This is a genomic window from Pedobacter nyackensis, from assembly GCF_900176505.1.
In the GTDB taxonomy this organism is placed as follows: Bacteria; Bacteroidota; Bacteroidia; order Sphingobacteriales; family Sphingobacteriaceae; genus Pedobacter; species Pedobacter nyackensis.
The window spans coordinates 160675-179198 of the sequence record NZ_FWYB01000003.1; the positions used below are offsets into that span (position 1 = coordinate 160675).

Sequence of the window (18524 nt, forward strand, 5' to 3'; positions counted from 1 at the left end):
ATTACCTTTGGAGCGGATTTGGCATCCTGGTGCCCGATTCCATTTAAAAATATTGCAACTAACAAATAAAATAGAAAAATGAATTTTCCATCAGAATTAAAGTACACTAAAGACCACGAATGGGTTAAAATTGAAGGTAATGAAGCTTTTATTGGTATTACTGATTTTGCTCAACGTGAGTTAGGTGATATCGTATATATTGATATCAATACTGTAGGTGATGAAGTAAGTAAAGATGATGTATTTGGTACTGTTGAAGCGGTTAAAACTGTTTCAGATTTATTTATGCCAGTAACAGGTACAGTATTGGAAATCAACGCGGCTTTAAATGACAATCCTGAGTTGGTAAACTCTGATCCTTACGGACAAGGATGGATGGTTAAAGTTGCTATTTCAGATGCATCACAAGTTGATGGTTTGTTAACTGCTGATGCTTACAAGGCTTTGGTTGGTGCATAGTAAATGAGCATCTTTGGTCAGTTAAAGTATCAGATATGGGCCGTGCTATGGACCGTGGTGATTGTTGTGCTATGCAGCGTGAAAATGCCTTCTGGTGGCGGTGGTTTCTTCTTTCAGGGCTTTGATAAAATGGTCCATTTAGGATTTTTTTATGTGCTGACCATATTGCTGTTTTACGGTAAAATCCGATATCAGCATAATTATAGCTTTAACTCCTTAACGATTTTTAAAATCATTGTAATTACTGCCGCACTTGGTGCTGGAATAGAAATGTTACAATGGAAGTTTTTTAGCTACAGATCTGCCGAATGGTGGGACTTTGGTTGTGATATGGGTGGGGTATTTATGGGCGTTTTTAGTTACGTACTACTTCATAAATCAAATTATAATGAAACCATCATGAGCAAACGCTCATAAATAGCAATGATATTGCTCATGATAGCTTCATTACCATTGAAAAACAAAATTATATTACAATGAAAACACTGCTAATTAAGTTAGGTGTATTGCTATTTGTTTGCCTTTTAGGCAGTTGCAGTGTCTTTAAAGGAGGCTGTAAATGTCCGCCGGTAAGGTACAATACTTATCCGGGACGATAGGATTTCATTCCTTTGTTTCGAGATTCCAATTGCTAAGAAAATGACTAAATATAGACGGTGTAGGATAGGCTTCCTACACCGTCTTATTTGTAATTATTATAAATTAAGTCTAAATTGCGCCCATTAAGCCATTGAGTAAATCAGATTAAAATGATCCTCAACCGGCTGATTTATACAAACCTTAATATAGATGAAACTTTCACAGCTTAAGCCGGGAGAACAAGGAACTATTGTAGCATTTACAGATTTAGAAATGTCTGTAAAATTAATGGAAATGGGTTGCCTGCCAGGTGAAATTGTAGAAGTTGAACGTTTTGCACCACTTGGTTGTCCTATTGCTATTCGTGTAGCAGGTTACCAGCTTTGTTTGCGTAAAAGCGAGGCATCTGTTATTATAATTCAATAGTGATTTGGGAAGAGATATAAAAATTGCTTTAGTTGGGAATCCTAATACCGGAAAATCTACCCTTTTTAATCTGCTTACAGGGTTAAATCAGAAGATCGGGAACTTTCCGGGGATTACAGTCGATAAAAAAGTTGGTTATTGTAAACTTAACAATGGTAAACAGGCTGAGGTAGTTGATTTACCGGGTACCTACAGTTTATACCCGAAAAGTCGGGACGAAAGCATTGTTTTTCAAGTTTTAGCCAATAAGGATAATTCCAGTTATCCTGATGTTGTAGTACTCGTTGTTGATGCTACCAATCTAAGAAGAAATTTATTGCTTTACTCACAGGTAGCTGATTTGAAGTTGCCAGTTGTTTTGGCTTTGAACATGACCGACATGGCCAAAAAGGAGGGGATAGAAATTGATGTGGATAAGCTTTCTGAAAGATTGGGCATTCAGGTCGTTTCTATATCTGCCAGGAGTAATTCGGGTTTAGCTCAACTAAAAGAAGCTATAGCTCATACCACTGCTATTCCTACTCAGGTTGCAGGTACTGATGTGCATGTATTGGTTCCTGAAGCAATTGACGAGGCCAAATCGCTACTTAAAACCGATAACAATTATTTTGCATTACAGGTGCTTCATCAATATGAAACGCTTGATATTTTATCTGCCGATGTTAAAGCCGGAGTTGGGACGATAAAAAAGGAACATCATTTCGAATCCTCGAAATTGCAAGCTGCCGAAACGATAGCACGTTACCGCTATCTGGGAACGGTATTAACAGGTATTGTAAAAGATACTGGTGCTGCGAAGAAGTTTGTTTTTAGTGATAAGATAGATGCCGTACTGACCAACAAGTTCTGGGGCTTCATTATTTTTATCGGGATATTATTCTTTATTTTTAACTCTATTTTCTCCTGGTCGTCGTACCCAATGGAGTTAATTGAATACGCATTTGTATGGCTTACGGAGTATGGCCATCAGCACCTGCCTGAAGGCTTACTGACCAATTTATTTTTGGATGGTATTGTTGCCGGATTAGGTGGTGTAGTGATATTTATTCCTCAGATTGCTATCCTCTTTGCATTTATTTCCATACTTGAAGATACTGGCTATATGGCTCGGGTGACTTTCATGATGGATAAGATCATGCGTAAGTTCGGGTTGAGCGGTAAATCTGTAGTACCCATGATTGGTAGTTTGGCTTGTGCTGTACCTTCAATTATGAGTGCCAGGAATATCGAAAGCTGGAAGGATCGGATCATCACCATTATGGTATCGCCTTTGGTGAGCTGCTCGGCCAGGTTGCCTGTATACACGTTGCTGATTGGATTAGTGGTACCCGAAAAAATGGTTTGGGGTTTCCTCAATTTGCAGGGCTTAACGCTGATGGGTATGTATCTGATCAGTATTGTTGCGGCAGTATTGGTGGCATTTGTAATGAACTTTCTGATCAAAGCCAAAGAGAAATCGTATTTCATTATGGAGTTGCCGGTATACCGGATGCCACGCTGGAGCAATGTGGCTTATACCATGTACGAAAAATCTAAAACCTTCGTAGTGGAGGCCGGTAAGGTTATCATTGCGATATCCATCATTTTATGGGTAATGGCAACTTACGGACCTTCTGATCGCTTTGTGGAAATAGATAAAAAATACGAGGCCATTGAGGCGCAGAAAGACAGTGTTCAGGTGAGCACTTTGGAGCGTGACAGAGCGGCAGAAAAGCTAGAAAACTCGTATGCCGGTATATTGGGGCACGCTATTGAGCCCGCTATTAAACCATTGGGCTTCGACTGGAAGATTGGTATAGCACTGATCACTTCATTCGCTGCAAGGGAAGCTTTTGTGGGTACAATGGCTACGATTTATAGTGTTGACGGGGGAGATGAAGAGGTTGCTACCATAAGAAACAAAATGAGGAATGCTAAAAATGCGGATACCGGATTGCCTGTATTTACATTTGCAACGGCATTCTCTTTAATGTTGTTTTATGCTTTCGCGATGCAGTGTATGAGTACGGTTGCGGTGGTCTATCGGGAAACCAAATCGTGGAGATGGCCAGTTACGCAATTGGTGTATATGACTGCGCTCGCTTATATGGCAAGTTTAATCGCATACCAGCTTTTAAAGTAATTTAGTTATCTTGTGAAGGTGGAAAAGGAGCATATTTTATCACAATATATGCCTGCAGATGCGGCACCGATCATAGCTAAGTGGATTGATTACTTTCAGTGTGAGTTTAAAATCGCTAAAGGTAGGGCTACAAAGCTGGGCGACTACAGACATCCCTATAAAGGGGATGGTCACAAAATCTCTGTAAACAATAATCTCAATGCCTATGCTTTCCTGGTTACTACCGTGCATGAGTTTGCACACCTGCTTACCTGGAATGACCATAAAAATAAAGTAAAACCTCATGGAAATGAGTGGAAGTATAATTTTAAGCGGATGATGGTTCCTTTTCTGGAACAGCATATTTTTCCGGAAGATGTGGAGAAAGCCATCATTAGCTATTTAAGTAATCCTTCTGCTGCCAGCTGTACAGACTTAAAACTATCCCGCGCTTTAAAGAAATACGACGAGCTAGTGGATGCTTCCAGATTGGAGGAATTGCCTTTACACGCAGTATTTACCATTAAAGATGGACGCCAGTTTAAAAAGGGCGAAAAGCTGAGGAAACGCTACCGTTGCGTTTGTTTGGATAATGGAAATGTCTACTTGTTTAATCCACTTGCAGAGGTAACCCTGGAGGCCACTGGTACATAATTATAGCTTACTAATAAGCTAGCAGCCGTTTAATGGTATCAGCAAGTCTACTTTTTGCCAGGAAATCTTCTTCTAAAGCTTTACTCATTGGAATTGCAGTATCACTACTGGCGCAACGCATTACCGGAGCATCAAGGTCTTCAAAGCAATGTTCAGCGATCCAGGCCGCCAGTTCGGCGCCAAATCCGGAGCTCAGGGTGTCTTCATGTAAAATAAGCACTCTGCCTGTTGTTTTAACGGCGTTGGCGACAGCTTCTCTATCCCATGGTTGCAGACTTCGTAAATCCACTAAAGTAGCAGATATCGCAGGATTTTCATTCAAATACGCCAGTGCCCAGTGAACGCCTAATCCATAAGTGATGATGCAACATTGCTCACCTTGCTGTAAAACATTCGCTTTGCCAATTTCTACGGTATAATATCCTTCAGGAACTGGTCCTGATAAACTTCTATACAGGTATTTATGTTCGAAATAGATAACAGGATTGGGGTCTTGAAAGGATGCCAGTAAAAGACCTTTTGCATCAGTCGGGAAAGCGGGGTATACTACTTTCAAGCCGGGAGTTTTGGTAAACCAGGCTTCATTGCTTTGCGAATGAAATGGGCCTGCACTAGTACCTGCACCTGTAGGCATACGTACTACAACATCTGCTTTTTCTCCCCATCTGTAATGGGTTTTGGCCAGGTTGTTTACAATTTGATTGAAGCCGCAGGTAACGAAATCGGCAAACTGCATTTCCATCATTGCTTTAAACCCATTAATAGAAAGCCCTAATGCGGCACCTACAATTGCTGATTCACAGATAGGGGTGTTGCGTACTCTTTCTTTGCCAAACTCCTGTACAAAGCCATCTGTAATTTTAAAAGCACCTCCGTAGTCGCCAATATCCTGACCCATCAATACCAGATTGGGGTGGTTTTGCATGGCCAGGCGAAGTCCGTCTGATATAGCATCGAGGTAGCGCATTTCCGTTGAGGGACCAAGCGGATGTACCGCTGGTGATGCGTAAGGGAAATACATATCATTGAGCTCCCGATCCGTATTAACTTCAGGTTCGGCTTCATTAAAAGCGGTTTCAATATCTTTTTCAATTTTTGCTCTAAAATGCCGTTTTATCTCTAAAACTGATTCTTGACTAAGGATTTGTTGTTCCATCAGGTACCGCTCAAAATTGCGTACCGGATCTTTCTCTGCCCATTCTTCAAGTAGTTCCTTGGGTACATATTTTGTTCCTGAGGCCTCCTCATGTCCGCGCATTCTGAATGTAAGACATTCAATCAACACAGGTTTTGGCGTTTCCCTCATTCTCCTGGCTATGCTGCTGATTAAATCATAGACTTCAAGGATATTATTTCCATCTACCTGAAAGCCCTCAATACCATAGCCAATAGCACGGTCGACCAGGTCATTACATTTATACTGTTCGTTTATTGGAGTAGACAGGCCGTAGCCATTGTTTTCTATTAAAAAGATGACCGGCAGATCCCATACTGCAGCGACATTAACGGCTTCATGGAAATCGCCTTCGCTGGTGGCACCTTCGCCGGTAAATACGAGTGTTGCGTGTTGTTTATTGGCAATCAGATCAGCTAGTGCGATACCATCAGCAAGGGCCATTTGCGGACCAAGGTGAGAGATCATCCCAATGATCCGGTGTTCTTGTGTACCGAAGTGGAAGGAGCGATCCCTGCCCTTGGTGAAGCCGGTAACTTTACCTTGCCACTGTGCCATTAACTTAGTTAAAGGAATGTCTCTGGAAGTGAAAACTCCCAGATTTCTGTGCATCGGAAGAATGTATTCCTCTTTGTGCATGGCCAGTGTACTACCTACGGCAATCGCTTCCTGTCCTATACCTGAAAACCATTTTCCAATTCGACCCTGACGGAGAAGGATAAGCATCTTTTCCTCTACCATTCTTGGGTAGAGCAACCTTTTATAAAGGTTTAGCAGTGTGGTGTTATCCTTATCCTTTCTGTCGAAGATCATGTTTATTGGTCTTTGGCGCCTTTATTTTTTTCTTCCCATTGTTTGGCGAAAGACTTGGGCGCTACTTCCGGCATTTCGCGGTACTTGCCCCACATCTTTTTAAACAAAAATTTGAGGAAGAAGTTTTTGAGCTTCCCGCCAAAGCGATCCATTCTGGATCTTTTTTGCATACTGGTTTTCCAGATTTTCCAGCCAATCTCTTCTGATTTGGTATTTTGATGGGTTGCCGCGGCGTCTCTTCTGTTTAACAGCAGCATCTTGTGAATGTCTATTTTAACCGGACAAACTTCCGAGCATTTTCCGCATAAGCTGGATGCATAGCTTAAGTGCTTAAAGTCCTTCATCCCTTTTAGGTGAGGGGTGATGATGGAACCAATCGGGCCGCTGTAAGTCGTATTGTAAGTATGACCGCCAATGTTTTTGTAAACCGGACAAGCATTCAGGCAAGCTCCACATCTGATACAGTACAGCCCCTGACGCTGATCTTTTTGCGCTAGCAAATTGGTACGGCCGTTGTCGAGCAATATCACGTACATTTCTTCTGGACCGTCCGTTTCTTCCCCACGTCTCGGACCACTTAATATTGTATTGTATACGGTTAAGTTTTGTCCGGTACCATGACTGGCAAGCAGCGGCCAGAACAAGTCAAGGTCTGCCATGGAAGGGATGATCTTTTCGATGCCCACAATAGCGATATGAATTTTTGGGAAGGTTGTACAAAGTCTTGCATTTCCTTCGTTTTCTGTTAATGCAATACTCCCGGTATCAGCAATCAGGAAGTTTCCTCCACTAATACCTATATCTGCATTGAGGTATTTTTCTCTTAATAACTCACGCGCTTTTTGAGTAAGCTGTTCCGGCGTATAATCTAAAGGTGTACCAAATTTTTCATGGAAAAGCTTGGCAATATCCTCTTTATTCAAGTGCATTGCAGGAGTTACAATATGGTAAGGTGGTTGTCCAAGTAGTTGAACAATATATTCACCCAGGTCACTCTCCAATGATTCTATACCATGTTCTCCAAGAAAGTCGTTGAGATGTATTTCTTCAGTGGTCATGGATTTCGATTTAATCACCGTCTTTCCGCCACTTTTGTTGATGATGTTCAGGATTTCTTTCTGCGCTTCTTCCGTATTGTTCGCCCATATCACTTTTCCTCCTCTGCGTTGGAAGTTTGATTCAAACTCTGGTAAAAACTTATCCAGATTTTCCATCACGCGCCATTTTATGACATGAGCTTTCTTTTTGGAGTTCTCCAGGTTCTCGAATTTAGATAAGCCCCGCTCAACCGCAGTATTGTACTTGCCAATATTGTGATTAATCGTTTCGCGATGCCCCAAATCAAAGGCCTTCTCATCAGCCTTAACCAAAAATTCCTCAGATACCTTCATCATCTTCCAAATATAAAAATAATTAAGTTTAAGCCTCGCATGCCAAATTTATATTACGCTTTGTTTACGACTAACGCTCTATCAGAGTTTAACGTATAAAAAAACCTGCCGGGTAGGGCAGGTTTTGAAATGTAATACTATTTAATTTTTTCTGGTACCGTCTTCGTTTTTATCAACGACCGGTCGTTTCGCCGCATTTGCTAATTCCCAGGCAGTAAAGTAAACCAGTTTCGCTCTTTTTGCCAGCATTGGGAAGTCAATTTTGCTGATCTCATCACCAGGCTGGTGATAATCATCATGAACCCCATTGAAGTAAAAAATAACAGGGATACCATGTTTGGCAAAATTGTAATGATCGGAACGGTAATAAAAACGATTCGGATCTGTACGGTTGTTGTAGCGCTCATCGAGGCTCATTTTTACATAATCTTTATTCGCCTTTTTACCAATACGATCCAGGTCGCTGCTCAGCATATCAGAACCAATGATATAAACAAAATTATTGTCAGCCGCATGGTCCTTATCACCACGGCCAATCATGTCGATATTTAAATTGGTAATGGTATTTGCCAAGGGGAAGATCGGATATTCGGAGTACCATTCAGATCCAAGTAATCCTTTTTCTTCACCTGTTACGGTCATAAACAAGATACTTCTTTTTGGTCCTTTTCCTGCTTTTTTAGCTTTAGCAAAAGCATCAGCTATCATCAATACACCTGTGGTCCCAGAACCATCATCATCTGCACCATTGTTAATCTTGTCATCACCTTTTACATCAGGCGTGATGCCGATATGGTCGTAGTGAGCAGTAATAACCAAAACTTCATTTTTCAGCTTCGGATCGGAACCTTCAAGGAAACCTAATACATTTTCAGCTCTTACTTTTGCCTCTGTTTTCTTTGCACTGGCCGTTAGAGCAACAGTTATGTCCTGGGAAGCAGGTTTTCCCGTTTCAGCAATTTTCTTTTTTAGAGCATCAATTGTATTTTTTGAGGCTTTAAGTATTTGATTCGCTGTAGTTGTTCCAACATAAATCACGGGGGTGCCTTGCGGACCGGCCATACGGTCAAGGTTTTCTTTGGTTTTCATCACCATTTGCTCTGATTGCAAATAGTTTTTTAAATTATCAGGCATGGCATCAATTGTAGGGTCAATTACAATTACAGCCTGTACTTTATTATCCGATAGATATTTGATTTTATTATTGATGTTTCCACCATTATTTTTGCCGGCCGATGCAGCTGAAGGATCTCCTGCTCTGAAAATCATCACAGTTTTTCCTCCCAGATTTAAGCCTTCATAGTCATTGTATCCTTCTTTGTTCAATCCATATCCCGCAAATAAAACACTACCGGTATTGAAAGCAAATCCTTTCTCTGATACGGTACTGGGCATGATATAAAAATCTTTTAAAGGCTCAGCTGGTTGTCCTTCAATGGTCAGGATCTGTGAAGTTCCGTAGTTAACCATATCGATAGGCTGAAAATAATCTCCCTTTACAGGACCTTTTAAGCCGATACTTTTAAAGTGAGCTTTTATATAATCAGCGGCCATCCATCCACCTTTTTTACCTGTATTTCTACCCTCATATTCATCAGAGGCCAAAACAGAAAGATGTTTGTATGCGTGATCTTTGGTGATGCTTTGACTGAATTTAATGGCGTCTCTATTTTGTGCCACAGCCGTGCAACCCATAAGGAGGACCAGACTGGTATATAAAAATTGTCTTTTCATATTTAGGGTTTTTAGCAAGACATTTTATTTACTCTACCCTGATGTCTGCCACCTTCAAAAGCCGTATTCAGAAATGCAGTTACCATTTCTTTAGCCAGGTTTTCTGTTACGAATCTTGCAGGGATACAGATTACATTAGCATTGTTATGTAACCTTGCCAACTCCGCTATTTCCTTTTCCCAACAAATTGCAGCCCGAATTTTTTGGTGTTTATTGGCCGTTATCGCTACACCATTGGCGCTTCCGCAAACCAGTACGCCAAAATCACAGGCTTCGGTTTCTACAGCTTCAGCTACAGGATGTGCAAAGTCAGGATAATCAACCGAGTCGGCAGAGTAAGTGCCAAAATCTGTTACCTCATAATCACTTAAAAATGATTTTAGGAGTTCCTTGTATTCAAAGCCGGCATGATCCGCGCCAATAGCAATTTTAAGTTTGGTATCTGTTGACATTTTTTTAGTTAGTTTATGAGTAATAAAATAAGAGGTTTTATTTTCTGTTGATTGTAGATACACCACGGAGCTCTTTATTTCTCTTGCGTTCGATGTTAGCCGATATAAAGATACTTAGTTCGTATAATACAAATAGTGGTAAGGCAACAACAAGCATCGTCATCACATCTGCAGTAGGTGTTACAACCGCTGCAACGATCAAAATGACAACTGCTGCATATCTTCTGCTGGAGCGCATGAATGCAGGCGTCATGATACCAAATTTCGATAAAATGTAGATGACAACCGGCAATTGGAAAATAATACCAGAACCAATTGTTAATGTGGCTACAGAAGATAAATAAGAGGTGATGGTAAAGGTATTTTCAATATCCGGACTTACCGTAAAATTGGTTAGAAAGTTAACGGATAGGGGACAAACAATATAATAGCCAAACATGATCCCTATGAAGAAAAGGACGGAGGCAAACGTTACGAAGCTACTTGCTGACTTACGTTCATTCTCATGTAATGCAGGTTTAATGAACAGCCACAATTCAAATAATATGTATGGAATACCTAAGATAATACCGACCATCACGCAGGCATTGATTTGCAGGGTAAATTGTCCGGCCATTTCTGTATTGATAATCTTCGCATCAATATGGGTGATACAAAGATCTGAGCTGATCATACTTGGCCATGCCGCAGCCATCTTACACATCATTCTGTAGGTCCAGAAATCAGGGTTTTTAGGGCCCATGATCAGTTCATTAAAAATGAAATCTGAAAACCAAAATGCACCTATTGTAAATATCACAACTACCAATAACGCCCGCAATAGATGTTTTCTAAGCACATCTATATGGTCAAAGAAAGACATTTCCGCTTCTATTGTTTTTCCTTTTTCTTTTATGGCCCCAATCAGGTCACGCTTTTTATTACTGCTCATGTAGGTTATTTGTAAAACAAAAATACCATTCTTTTATTGAGAATGGTATTCAGGCTTTAAATCTAGCAAATAGTTTTTCAACTGTATACTTATTGTGAGGGATTCTTATTCCGAAAATTCGAAAGTCTCCATAAATTTAGTGGTAAAATTACCTGCTCTGAAGTTGGGGTCTTTCATTAATTTTAAGTGGAAAGGAATTGTTGTTTTAACACCTTCGATTACAAATTCGCTTAATGCACGTTCCATGGTGCTGATAGCTTCTTCACGTGTTTGTGCCACACAAATTAGCTTAGCGATCATTGAATCGTAGTTTGAAGGAATCTGATAACCTGCATAAACGTGCGTATCAACCCTTACACCATGACCACCTGGAGAGTGGAAGTTTGTTATTTTACCTGGTGAAGGTCTGAAGTTGTTAAATGGATCTTCAGCATTGATTCTGCATTCGATAGCGTGCATATCAGGTAAGTAGTTTTTTCCTGAAATTGGAACTCCCGAAGCTACTTTGATTTGTTCTTTGATCAAATCGTAGTTGATTACTTCTTCAGTTACCGGATGCTCTACCTGAATACGGGTGTTCATTTCCATAAAATAGAAATTGCGGTGTTTGTCTACCAAAAACTCGATAGTTCCCGCACCTTCGTACTGTACAGCGATGGCACCTTTAATAGCTGCTTCACCCATTCTTTCACGCAGTTCAGGAGTCATAAATGGCGAAGGAGCTTCCTCTACCAATTTTTGATGCCTGCGTTGAATAGAGCAATCACGCTCAGATAAGTGACAAGCTTTACCATATTGGTCGCCGATAATCTGGATCTCAATGTGGCGTGGATCTTCAATGTATTTTTCAAGGTAAAGACCATCGTTACCAAAGGCCGCACCCGACTCTTGTCTTGCGCTATCCCATGCATTTTCGAAGTCTTCATCTTTCCATACTACGCGCATTCCGCGACCACCACCACCGGCAGTAGCTTTTAGTATAACAGGATAGCCAATTTCGTTAGCAGTTACAATTCCGTCTTTTATATTTTCAACCAAACCTTGAGAACCCGGAATAGTAGGAACACCTGCTTTTTTCATGGTCTCTTTAGCCGATGCTTTATCGCCCATAGAGTTGATCTGCTCAGGAGTTGCTCCAATGAACTTAATTCCGTAATCACGACAAACTGACGAAAACTTAGCGTTTTCAGATAAGAATCCGTAACCAGGGTGTATCGCATCTGCATTTGTTAATTCAGCTGCAGAGATAATATTTGGAATGCTCAGGTAAGAATCCTTACTTGGCGGAGGCCCAATACAAACGGCTTCATCTGCGAAGCGTACGTGTAAACTCTCTCTGTCGGCAGTAGAGTAAACCGCTACGGTTTTGATGCCCATTTCTTTACAGGTGCGGATAATGCGTAAAGCAATCTCGCCCCTGTTGGCAATTAATATTTTCTTAAACATATATTTTATATAGTGTAATTTGCTTTAAGCAAATATTACATCGGTTCTACTAAAAATAAAGGTTGGTCGTACTCCACTGGTGATGCATTATCAACAAGGACTTTCACAATTTTACCTGAAACTTCACTTTCAATTTCATTGAAAAGTTTCATAGCTTCAATGATGCAGATCACTTTTCCGGTTGTAACCTCATCGCCAACATTTACGAAAGAAGGTTTATCCGGGCTCGCAGAACGATAGAATGTACCGATCATAGGTGATTTAATAGTGATGTACTTTGAAGTCTCTTCAACAGGTGCAGATGCTTTAGTTTCTGTAGGGGCAGCCAATTGCTGGGCAGCAGGAGCTGGTGCTACAGCAGGAGCAATCTGAGCCGGTACAGTCGCCTGAACATAAGTAGGTGCCTGATTGGTTTTGATTGTGATTTTGAAGTCTTCCTGCTCAATAGCTACTTCATTTACGCCCGAACGAGAAACAAATTTAATAAGTTCCTGAATTTGTTTAATATCCATTTTTTAGGTGTTATTTAGAAAAAATAGTACGTCTTTAGAACTATCTAAGTTAAGATTATTTATTTTATAAAATTAGTAGGCCCATTTTAAATAAACGGACCCCCATGTAAAGCCACCTCCAAAAGCAGCCAATATGATATTGTCGCCTTTTTTAAGTTGATTTTCCCACTCCCATAGGCATAACGGAATTGTACCATTGGTCGTGTTTCCATAACGCTGTATGTTGATCATTACTTTTTCAGAACCAACGCCCATTCTCGATGCCGTAGCATCAATAATGCGTTTGTTAGCCTGATGTGGTACCAACCAGGTTACATCATCCGAAGTAAGACTGTTGCGATCCATAATCTCAGCAGCAACATCGGCCATATTGGTTACGGCAAATTTGAATACTGCTTGCCCTTCCTGATAAACAACATGCTCGTTGTTATCTATGGTTTCATGTGTTGCCGGTCTTGCAGAACCACCAGCTTTTTGATGTAAATATTGTTTTCCTGCGCCGTCGCTTTTTAAAATAGAATCCATTATTCCCAAACCTTCTTCATTAGGCTCAAGTAAAACGGCACCGCAACCATCACCAAAAATGATGCAGGTTGTGCGATCCTGATAATTGATGATTGACGACATTTTATCGCCACCAACAACTAAAACTTTTTTATGCTTACCGGATTCTATGAATTGTGCACCTGTCGACAAGCCATAAATAAAGCCTGAACAAGCAGCCTGAAGGTCATAGCCCCAGGCATTTTTAGCACCAATTTTATCTGCCAGAATATTCGCAGATGCAGGGAAAGGCATATCCGGAGTGGTAGTACAGAAAATAATCAGCTCAATTTCTTCAGCGCTGATTCCACGTTTTTCAAGTAAGCCATTCACAGCATGAACTGCCATGTCTGAAGTACCTAAGCCTTCACCTTTTAATATTCTTCGCTCTTTGATACCTGTTCTGGATGTAATCCATTCATCGGTAGTGTCTACAATTGATTCAAGCTCTTTGTTGGTCATTACGTAATCAGGTACATAACCATGAACAGCTGTAATCGCAGCGTGAATTTTACTCATTTTAATTAAAATTATTTAAATGCGGCTTGTATTTTTCCAACCAAGCCGGTTGTAATCATGTCCCTGGATTGCAGGATCATGTTTTTAACAGCCAACGGGCTCGAAATGCCATGGCCAATTACTACAGGGGCGTTTACACCTAAAACAGGACTACCTCCGTAATTTTCATAATTAAAGCGGTCAAAGAATTCGTCCTTTAACCCTCTTTTTTTAGTCAGTACATAAAAAGACTCAGCAAGTTTAAGCATCACATTTCCCGTAAAACCGTCGCAAACAATTACATCGGCTTTATCGTTAAACAAATCCCTTCCTTCCACATTACCGACAAAATTGAAAAGATTAGTATCCTTCATTAAGGGGAAAGTAGCCAGGCTAAGCATATCACCTTTTTCATCTTCCTCGCCAATATTCATCAAGGCAACTTTAGGGTTCTCTATCTGCATCACATATTCAGCGTACAAACTTCCCAAAATACCAAATTGAAGTAAAGTATCAGGCTTGCAGTCGGCATTAGCGCCAACATCAAGCATTAATCCTATGCCTCCGCTTAGTTTAGGAAGAAAAGTAGTTAAACATGGCCTGATAATACCGGGAATGGTTTTAACGCTAAAAACAGCGCCAACAAGCATTGCGCCCGAATTACCTGCACTTGCAAACGAATCAAGTTTACCTTCTTTAAGTAAATTGAATCCAATAGATATACTGGAATTAGGCTTTTGAACAATAGCCTTAGTGGGATGTTCGCCCATACCAATCACCTCTTCGGTATGAACATACTCAAAGTGATCCGGATTAAATCCGTTTTCAGATAGGATGGGCTTAATTTGCTGGGTATCTCCAATAAGCACTATTTGCTCATCCGAAGATAACAATGGATGAGCCGCTATTGCTCCTAAAACATTTGCTTTAGGAGCATAGTCTCCGCCCATTATATCGAGACCTATTCTCATAGTAAAAAATCAGTTTGTGTACGAGGCAAAATCGCCTTTTTTTAAAGGCTCTAAGTTAAACTTTAGTGGCCTTAAAACACAAACTATTTTTCAAGAAAATTAACCTATTGAGGTGTTTTCAATAACCAATTTACCGTTGTAGTACAAGTTACCATCAACGTTGTAAGCGCGGTGAGGAATGTGTATCGCACCTGTTGTTTGACAAGTAGCTAAAGAAGGAGCTTCTGCTTTATAGTGAGTTCTTCTCTTATCTCTTCTGCTCTTAGAAATCTTGCGTTTTGGATGTGCCATTGTTGATTTATTTAAATATTATTATTTTAATTTCTTTAATGCTGCCCACCTTGGGTCATCACTTTGTTGTTCTTCTTCTTCCTGTGATCCTACTGCTAAACTTTCCAGTCTTGCAATCATTTCCTGGTCGCATTTCTGACCAGTACCATTTTCCTCACAAATTTTAATATAAGGAACCGAAACGGTAATGAACTCGTAAAGAAAAGCTGATACATCTAGTTCACTCTCTTTTTTACTCAGTACAATGATTTCTAAATCATCGCTCTCTAATTCATCTTCAGCAAATTTTACAATCTGCCTTTCCTTTATATTTATTGGTGCATCAAATTCAGCTAAACACTTGTCGCAATCCAATACTATAGTCCCTTTAATGTGGATTTGTAGTATCAGCATTGCTTCTTGCTTGTCCAGCTCAACCTCCGCTGTTAATTTTCCCTTTTTTACCAGAGAATATTCAAAGGCGTCAAAAAAACTGCTATCAATCTCAAAATCAAACTGATGTTTGCCAATTTTTAAGCCTGTAAAGGGTATAGAAAATTGTTTTAATGCTTTCAATTGTAACAAAATTTTAGCCCGCAAATGTAGAGATTATTTTTAATGGTTGCAAATCTTTTTTAATTCGCGTCATCTTTCACATCTGCCGCAGTCTCAATAACTTTACCACCGCTTCTTAGTTGATTGCTCAATAGTTCTTCCTGCTCTCTCCTGTTCTTTACAATGTGGGTAGCTGCAAACACTGCTTCGATAAACGAAGAAGGGTCTGCCAGGTTTTTTCCTGCAATATCATAACCCGTTCCATGGTCAGGAGAAGTACGTACGATTTTTAAACCAGCCGAGAAGTTTACCCCTGTACCAAAAGCAATCGTCTTGAATGGAATCAATCCCTGGTCGTGGTACATGGCCAGCACAGCATCAAACTGTTTGTGGCTTCCCTTTCCAAAGAAACCGTCAGCAGGATATGGTCCGAAACAGATAACTCCTTTATCAAAGGCCTCATGAATGGCTGGTGTGATAATATCTTCTTCCTCTTTACCCAATAAGCCATTATCGCCGGCATGAGGATTTAATCCCAATACCGCAATTTTTGGTTTTTCAATCCAGAAATCCTTTTTCAGGCTTTCATTCATCATTACCAGTTTCTTAACGATTTTTTCTTTAGTGATGCTCTGCGAGATTTCTTTAACAGGAATATGTCCTGTTACTACACCTACGCGTATTTCTTCACTAATCATAAACATCAATACGTCGGCACTGTTACTTTGTTCCTGTAAATATTCGGTATGTCCAGGAAACTTAAAGGTTTCCGATTGGATGTTATGCTTATTGATTGGAGCGGTAACCAGGGCGTCAATTTCTCCTTTTAAAAGTGCATCTGTAGCTTTTTGAAGTGAGATGAGTGCATATTTTCCTCCGGTCTCGTTTGATACCCCAAGGTCAATTTTCACATCTTCCTCCCAGCAATTGATCAGGTTGGCTTTTTTTGGATTGGCGCTGGCCGGATCAGTAATTACGTTAAATACGAAATCAGTCAGACCCAAAGCCTTTCTATGATAAGAAGCAACTTTTGTATGTCCGTAAACTATTGGCGTACAGTAGTCGAGGATGCTGTTATGCGATAAGGTTTTTAAGATTACTTCTAACCCAATCCCATTTATATCACCAATGCTAATCCCAATTTTAATTTTATTGCTCATACCTGAATAGAAATTTGGCGCAAATTACAGATTTTCACCTTAATGTTAGCCGGATACTGGTAAAACTTTAGTTATTTTGTACCTTTTAAGGGAGAATATATGAGTTTGGTTAAGGCAAAAAAACATTTAGGGCAACACTTTTTAACGGATAAAAAAATCGCAGCAAAAATTGTAAACGGTCTTATTCACACCGATCAGTACAAACAGGTACTGGAAGTTGGTCCGGGAATGGGCATCCTGTCGGATCTCCTGCTGGAGCGTGAGGATCTCGAAACCTATATGATTGATATTGACGTAGAATCCTATCATTTCTTAAAAGAAAAGTATCCTCAAATGGGCAAAAGGCTTATCAATGGAGATTTTCTTAAGCTCGACCTTTCTGAAACTTTTAAAGACAAATACGCTATTATAGGTAATTTTCCTTACAACATATCCTCACAGATCCTGTTCAAGATCCTTGAAAATCGTCAGAATGTTGTCGAGATGGTGGGGATGTTCCAAAAGGAAGTTGCAGAGCGCTGTGCCTCAAAATCCGGGACTAAAGATTACGGAATACTAAGTGTACTGATTCAGGCTTATTACGATATAGAATATTTGTTTACCGTTAAACCAGGTACATTTAATCCACCTCCAAAAGTAAACTCGGGGGTAATCAGACTTAGCCGCAACAATGTTGAAACACTTCCTTGTGATGAAAAGCTGTTCTGGCGAACTGTAAAAGCCGGATTTAACCAAAGGAGAAAAACATTGAGGAATGCGCTTTCGGGTGTAGTACCTAAAGATAAAATGGATACCCATCCGTTTTTTGATAAGCGTGCTGAGCAGCTAAGTGTAGCTGACTTTATTGAACTGACTTCGCACCTTACAGAACTTTCTAAATAACATCAAATACTGAACATGAAGGGTAAAATATTAATAGTTGATGATCTGCATCCTGTATTTAAAGAACGTGCCACTGCAATGGGTTATGAAGTTCATGATGAGCCTTTAATTACCAGAGCACAAACATTAACTACAATTGCGGATTATGTTGGTATTGCTGTTCGTACAAAATTCAAAATAGATCAGGAATTGATGGAAGCTGCGCCGAACCTTAAGTTTATTGCGAGGGCAGGGGCAGGACTGGATAATATTGATGTGGCTTTTGCCAAACAAAGGAATATAACTTTGTTGAATGCCCCTGAAGGAAATATGGATGCTGTTGGCGAACATGCTATAGGTTTATTGTTAAGCCTGATGAATAATTTCCGGAATGCAGATGTAGAAGTACGTAATGGCATATGGGATAGGGAAGGAAACCGTGGTTATGAGTTGAAGGGACGCACTGTAGGGATCATTGGTTATGGCTTTATGGGCAAAAGCTTTGCTAAAAAACTTTCGGGTTTTGGAGTTAATGTGATTGCTTACGATAAATATAAAACCGGTTTTAGTGATGAATACGCCAAAGAGGTAAGCATGGAGGAGATTGTGAAGCAGAGCGATGTGCTTAGTCTTCATGTACCGCTAACAAAAGAAACAAGGCAAATGGTTGATGAGGAATATTTACTTCATTTCCGTAAGCCTATATTTTTTATCAATACGGCCAGGGGCGAAATTGTAAATACAAAAGCAGTTTTATCTGCGATTAAAGATAATAAAATCATTGCCGCTGGATTAGATGTACTGGAGGTAGAGAAGTTTCCTGCTTTGGGCAGTCAGGATTGGTACAATGACCTTAAGGCATCGGGAAGAATCATCTTAACTCCACACGTTGGAGGCTGGACATTTGAGTCGTACCGTAAAATTTCAGAAGTTTTGGTGGATAAATTAATTCAATTCTCATAAGGCCTCTATTACAAATAGAATGCATTTATCA

19 protein-coding genes are annotated in these 18524 nt (G+C 40.1%); 7 read left to right on the plus strand and 12 right to left on the minus strand.

The genetic code is table 11. The annotated features are described in order from the left end of the window. Positions 1-78 precede the first annotated feature (78 nt). The 5 genes from gcvH to B9A18_RS08810 all read left to right on the plus strand — a co-directional run bounded on the left by gcvH (position 79) and on the right by B9A18_RS08810 (position 4219). Positions 79-459, plus strand: a complete 381-nt coding sequence (gene gcvH, locus B9A18_RS08790; protein ID WP_084288910.1) for a glycine cleavage system protein GcvH — start codon at positions 79-81, stop codon at positions 457-459. A gap of 3 nt (positions 460-462) precedes the next feature. Further along, positions 463-876, plus strand: a complete 414-nt coding sequence (locus B9A18_RS08795) for a VanZ family protein (RefSeq protein WP_084288911.1) — start codon at positions 463-465, stop codon at positions 874-876. Between the two features lie 372 nt (positions 877-1248). After that, a complete protein-coding gene (locus B9A18_RS08800; protein WP_084288912.1) occupies positions 1249-1464 on the plus strand; it encodes a FeoA family protein in 216 nt (71 codons plus the stop codon). A gap of 4 nt (positions 1465-1468) precedes the next feature. Continuing rightward, entirely contained in the window at positions 1469-3586 is a 2118-nt protein-coding gene (gene feoB / locus B9A18_RS08805; RefSeq protein ID WP_084288913.1) for a ferrous iron transport protein B, read from the plus strand. 18 nt (positions 3587-3604) lie between these two features. Further along, positions 3605-4219 (plus strand): SprT-like domain-containing protein, encoded by a 615-nt coding sequence (locus tag B9A18_RS08810; protein ID WP_235005282.1) that lies wholly within the window; start codon positions 3605-3607, stop codon positions 4217-4219. A 10-nt stretch (positions 4220-4229) separates the two neighbouring features. Here B9A18_RS08810 and B9A18_RS08815 read toward each other — a convergent pair whose 3' ends face one another. From B9A18_RS08815 to pdxA, 12 genes are all read right to left on the minus strand, one after another. Beyond that, positions 4230-6206 (minus strand): alpha-ketoacid dehydrogenase subunit alpha/beta, encoded by a 1977-nt coding sequence (locus tag B9A18_RS08815; RefSeq protein ID WP_084288915.1) that lies wholly within the window; start codon positions 6204-6206, stop codon positions 4230-4232. A gap of 2 nt (positions 6207-6208) precedes the next feature. Further along, positions 6209-7600, minus strand: coding sequence for a LutB/LldF family L-lactate oxidation iron-sulfur protein (locus tag B9A18_RS08820; protein ID WP_084288916.1), 1392 nt, complete (start codon positions 7598-7600; stop codon positions 6209-6211). 138 nt (positions 7601-7738) lie between these two features. Continuing rightward, complete coding sequence (locus tag B9A18_RS08825) at positions 7739-9331, minus strand: M28 family peptidase (protein ID WP_084288917.1); 1593 nt, start codon at positions 9329-9331, stop codon at positions 7739-7741. Between the two features lie 11 nt (positions 9332-9342). Further along, entirely contained in the window at positions 9343-9783 is a 441-nt protein-coding gene (gene rpiB, locus B9A18_RS08830; protein ID WP_084288918.1) for a ribose 5-phosphate isomerase B, read from the minus strand. 37 nt (positions 9784-9820) lie between these two features. Further along, positions 9821-10714 carry a twin-arginine translocase subunit TatC gene (gene tatC / locus B9A18_RS08835; protein WP_084288919.1) on the minus strand — a complete coding sequence of 298 codons (894 nt, stop codon included), beginning with the start codon at positions 10712-10714 and terminating at the stop codon, positions 9821-9823. A gap of 105 nt (positions 10715-10819) precedes the next feature. Continuing rightward, positions 10820-12160 (minus strand): acetyl-CoA carboxylase biotin carboxylase subunit, encoded by a 1341-nt coding sequence (gene accC, locus B9A18_RS08840; RefSeq protein ID WP_084288920.1) that lies wholly within the window; start codon positions 12158-12160, stop codon positions 10820-10822. Between the two features lie 35 nt (positions 12161-12195). Then, the gene (gene accB / locus B9A18_RS08845) at positions 12196-12672 is read right to left on the minus strand and encodes an acetyl-CoA carboxylase biotin carboxyl carrier protein (protein ID WP_084288921.1); all 477 of its coding nucleotides are present in this window, start codon (positions 12670-12672) and stop codon (positions 12196-12198) included. A 72-nt stretch (positions 12673-12744) separates the two neighbouring features. After that, complete coding sequence (locus tag B9A18_RS08850; protein ID WP_084288922.1) at positions 12745-13734, minus strand: beta-ketoacyl-ACP synthase III; 990 nt, start codon at positions 13732-13734, stop codon at positions 12745-12747. A gap of 11 nt (positions 13735-13745) precedes the next feature. Next, positions 13746-14684, minus strand: a complete 939-nt coding sequence (gene plsX, locus B9A18_RS08855) for a phosphate acyltransferase PlsX (RefSeq protein ID WP_084288923.1) — start codon at positions 14682-14684, stop codon at positions 13746-13748. Positions 14685-14783: 99 nt separating this feature from the next. Continuing rightward, positions 14784-14975, minus strand: coding sequence for a 50S ribosomal protein L32 (gene rpmF, locus B9A18_RS08860; RefSeq protein WP_084288924.1), 192 nt, complete (start codon positions 14973-14975; stop codon positions 14784-14786). 21 nt (positions 14976-14996) lie between these two features. Continuing rightward, on the minus strand, positions 14997-15530 hold the full coding sequence (locus B9A18_RS08865; protein WP_084289108.1) for a YceD family protein: 534 nt from the start codon (positions 15528-15530) through the stop codon (positions 14997-14999). 59 nt (positions 15531-15589) lie between these two features. Then, positions 15590-16669 carry a 4-hydroxythreonine-4-phosphate dehydrogenase PdxA gene (gene pdxA / locus B9A18_RS08870; protein WP_084288925.1) on the minus strand — a complete coding sequence of 360 codons (1080 nt, stop codon included), beginning with the start codon at positions 16667-16669 and terminating at the stop codon, positions 15590-15592. 99 nt (positions 16670-16768) lie between these two features. Here pdxA and rsmA point away from each other — a divergent pair, with 99 nt between their 5' ends. Both rsmA and B9A18_RS08880 read left to right on the plus strand, forming a co-directional pair. Continuing rightward, positions 16769-17551 (plus strand): 16S rRNA (adenine(1518)-N(6)/adenine(1519)-N(6))-dimethyltransferase RsmA, encoded by a 783-nt coding sequence (gene rsmA / locus B9A18_RS08875; protein ID WP_084288926.1) that lies wholly within the window; start codon positions 16769-16771, stop codon positions 17549-17551. Positions 17552-17566: 15 nt separating this feature from the next. Next, positions 17567-18493 carry a 2-hydroxyacid dehydrogenase gene (locus B9A18_RS08880; protein ID WP_084288927.1) on the plus strand — a complete coding sequence of 309 codons (927 nt, stop codon included), beginning with the start codon at positions 17567-17569 and terminating at the stop codon, positions 18491-18493. The last annotated feature ends 31 nt before the right edge of the window (positions 18494-18524 follow it).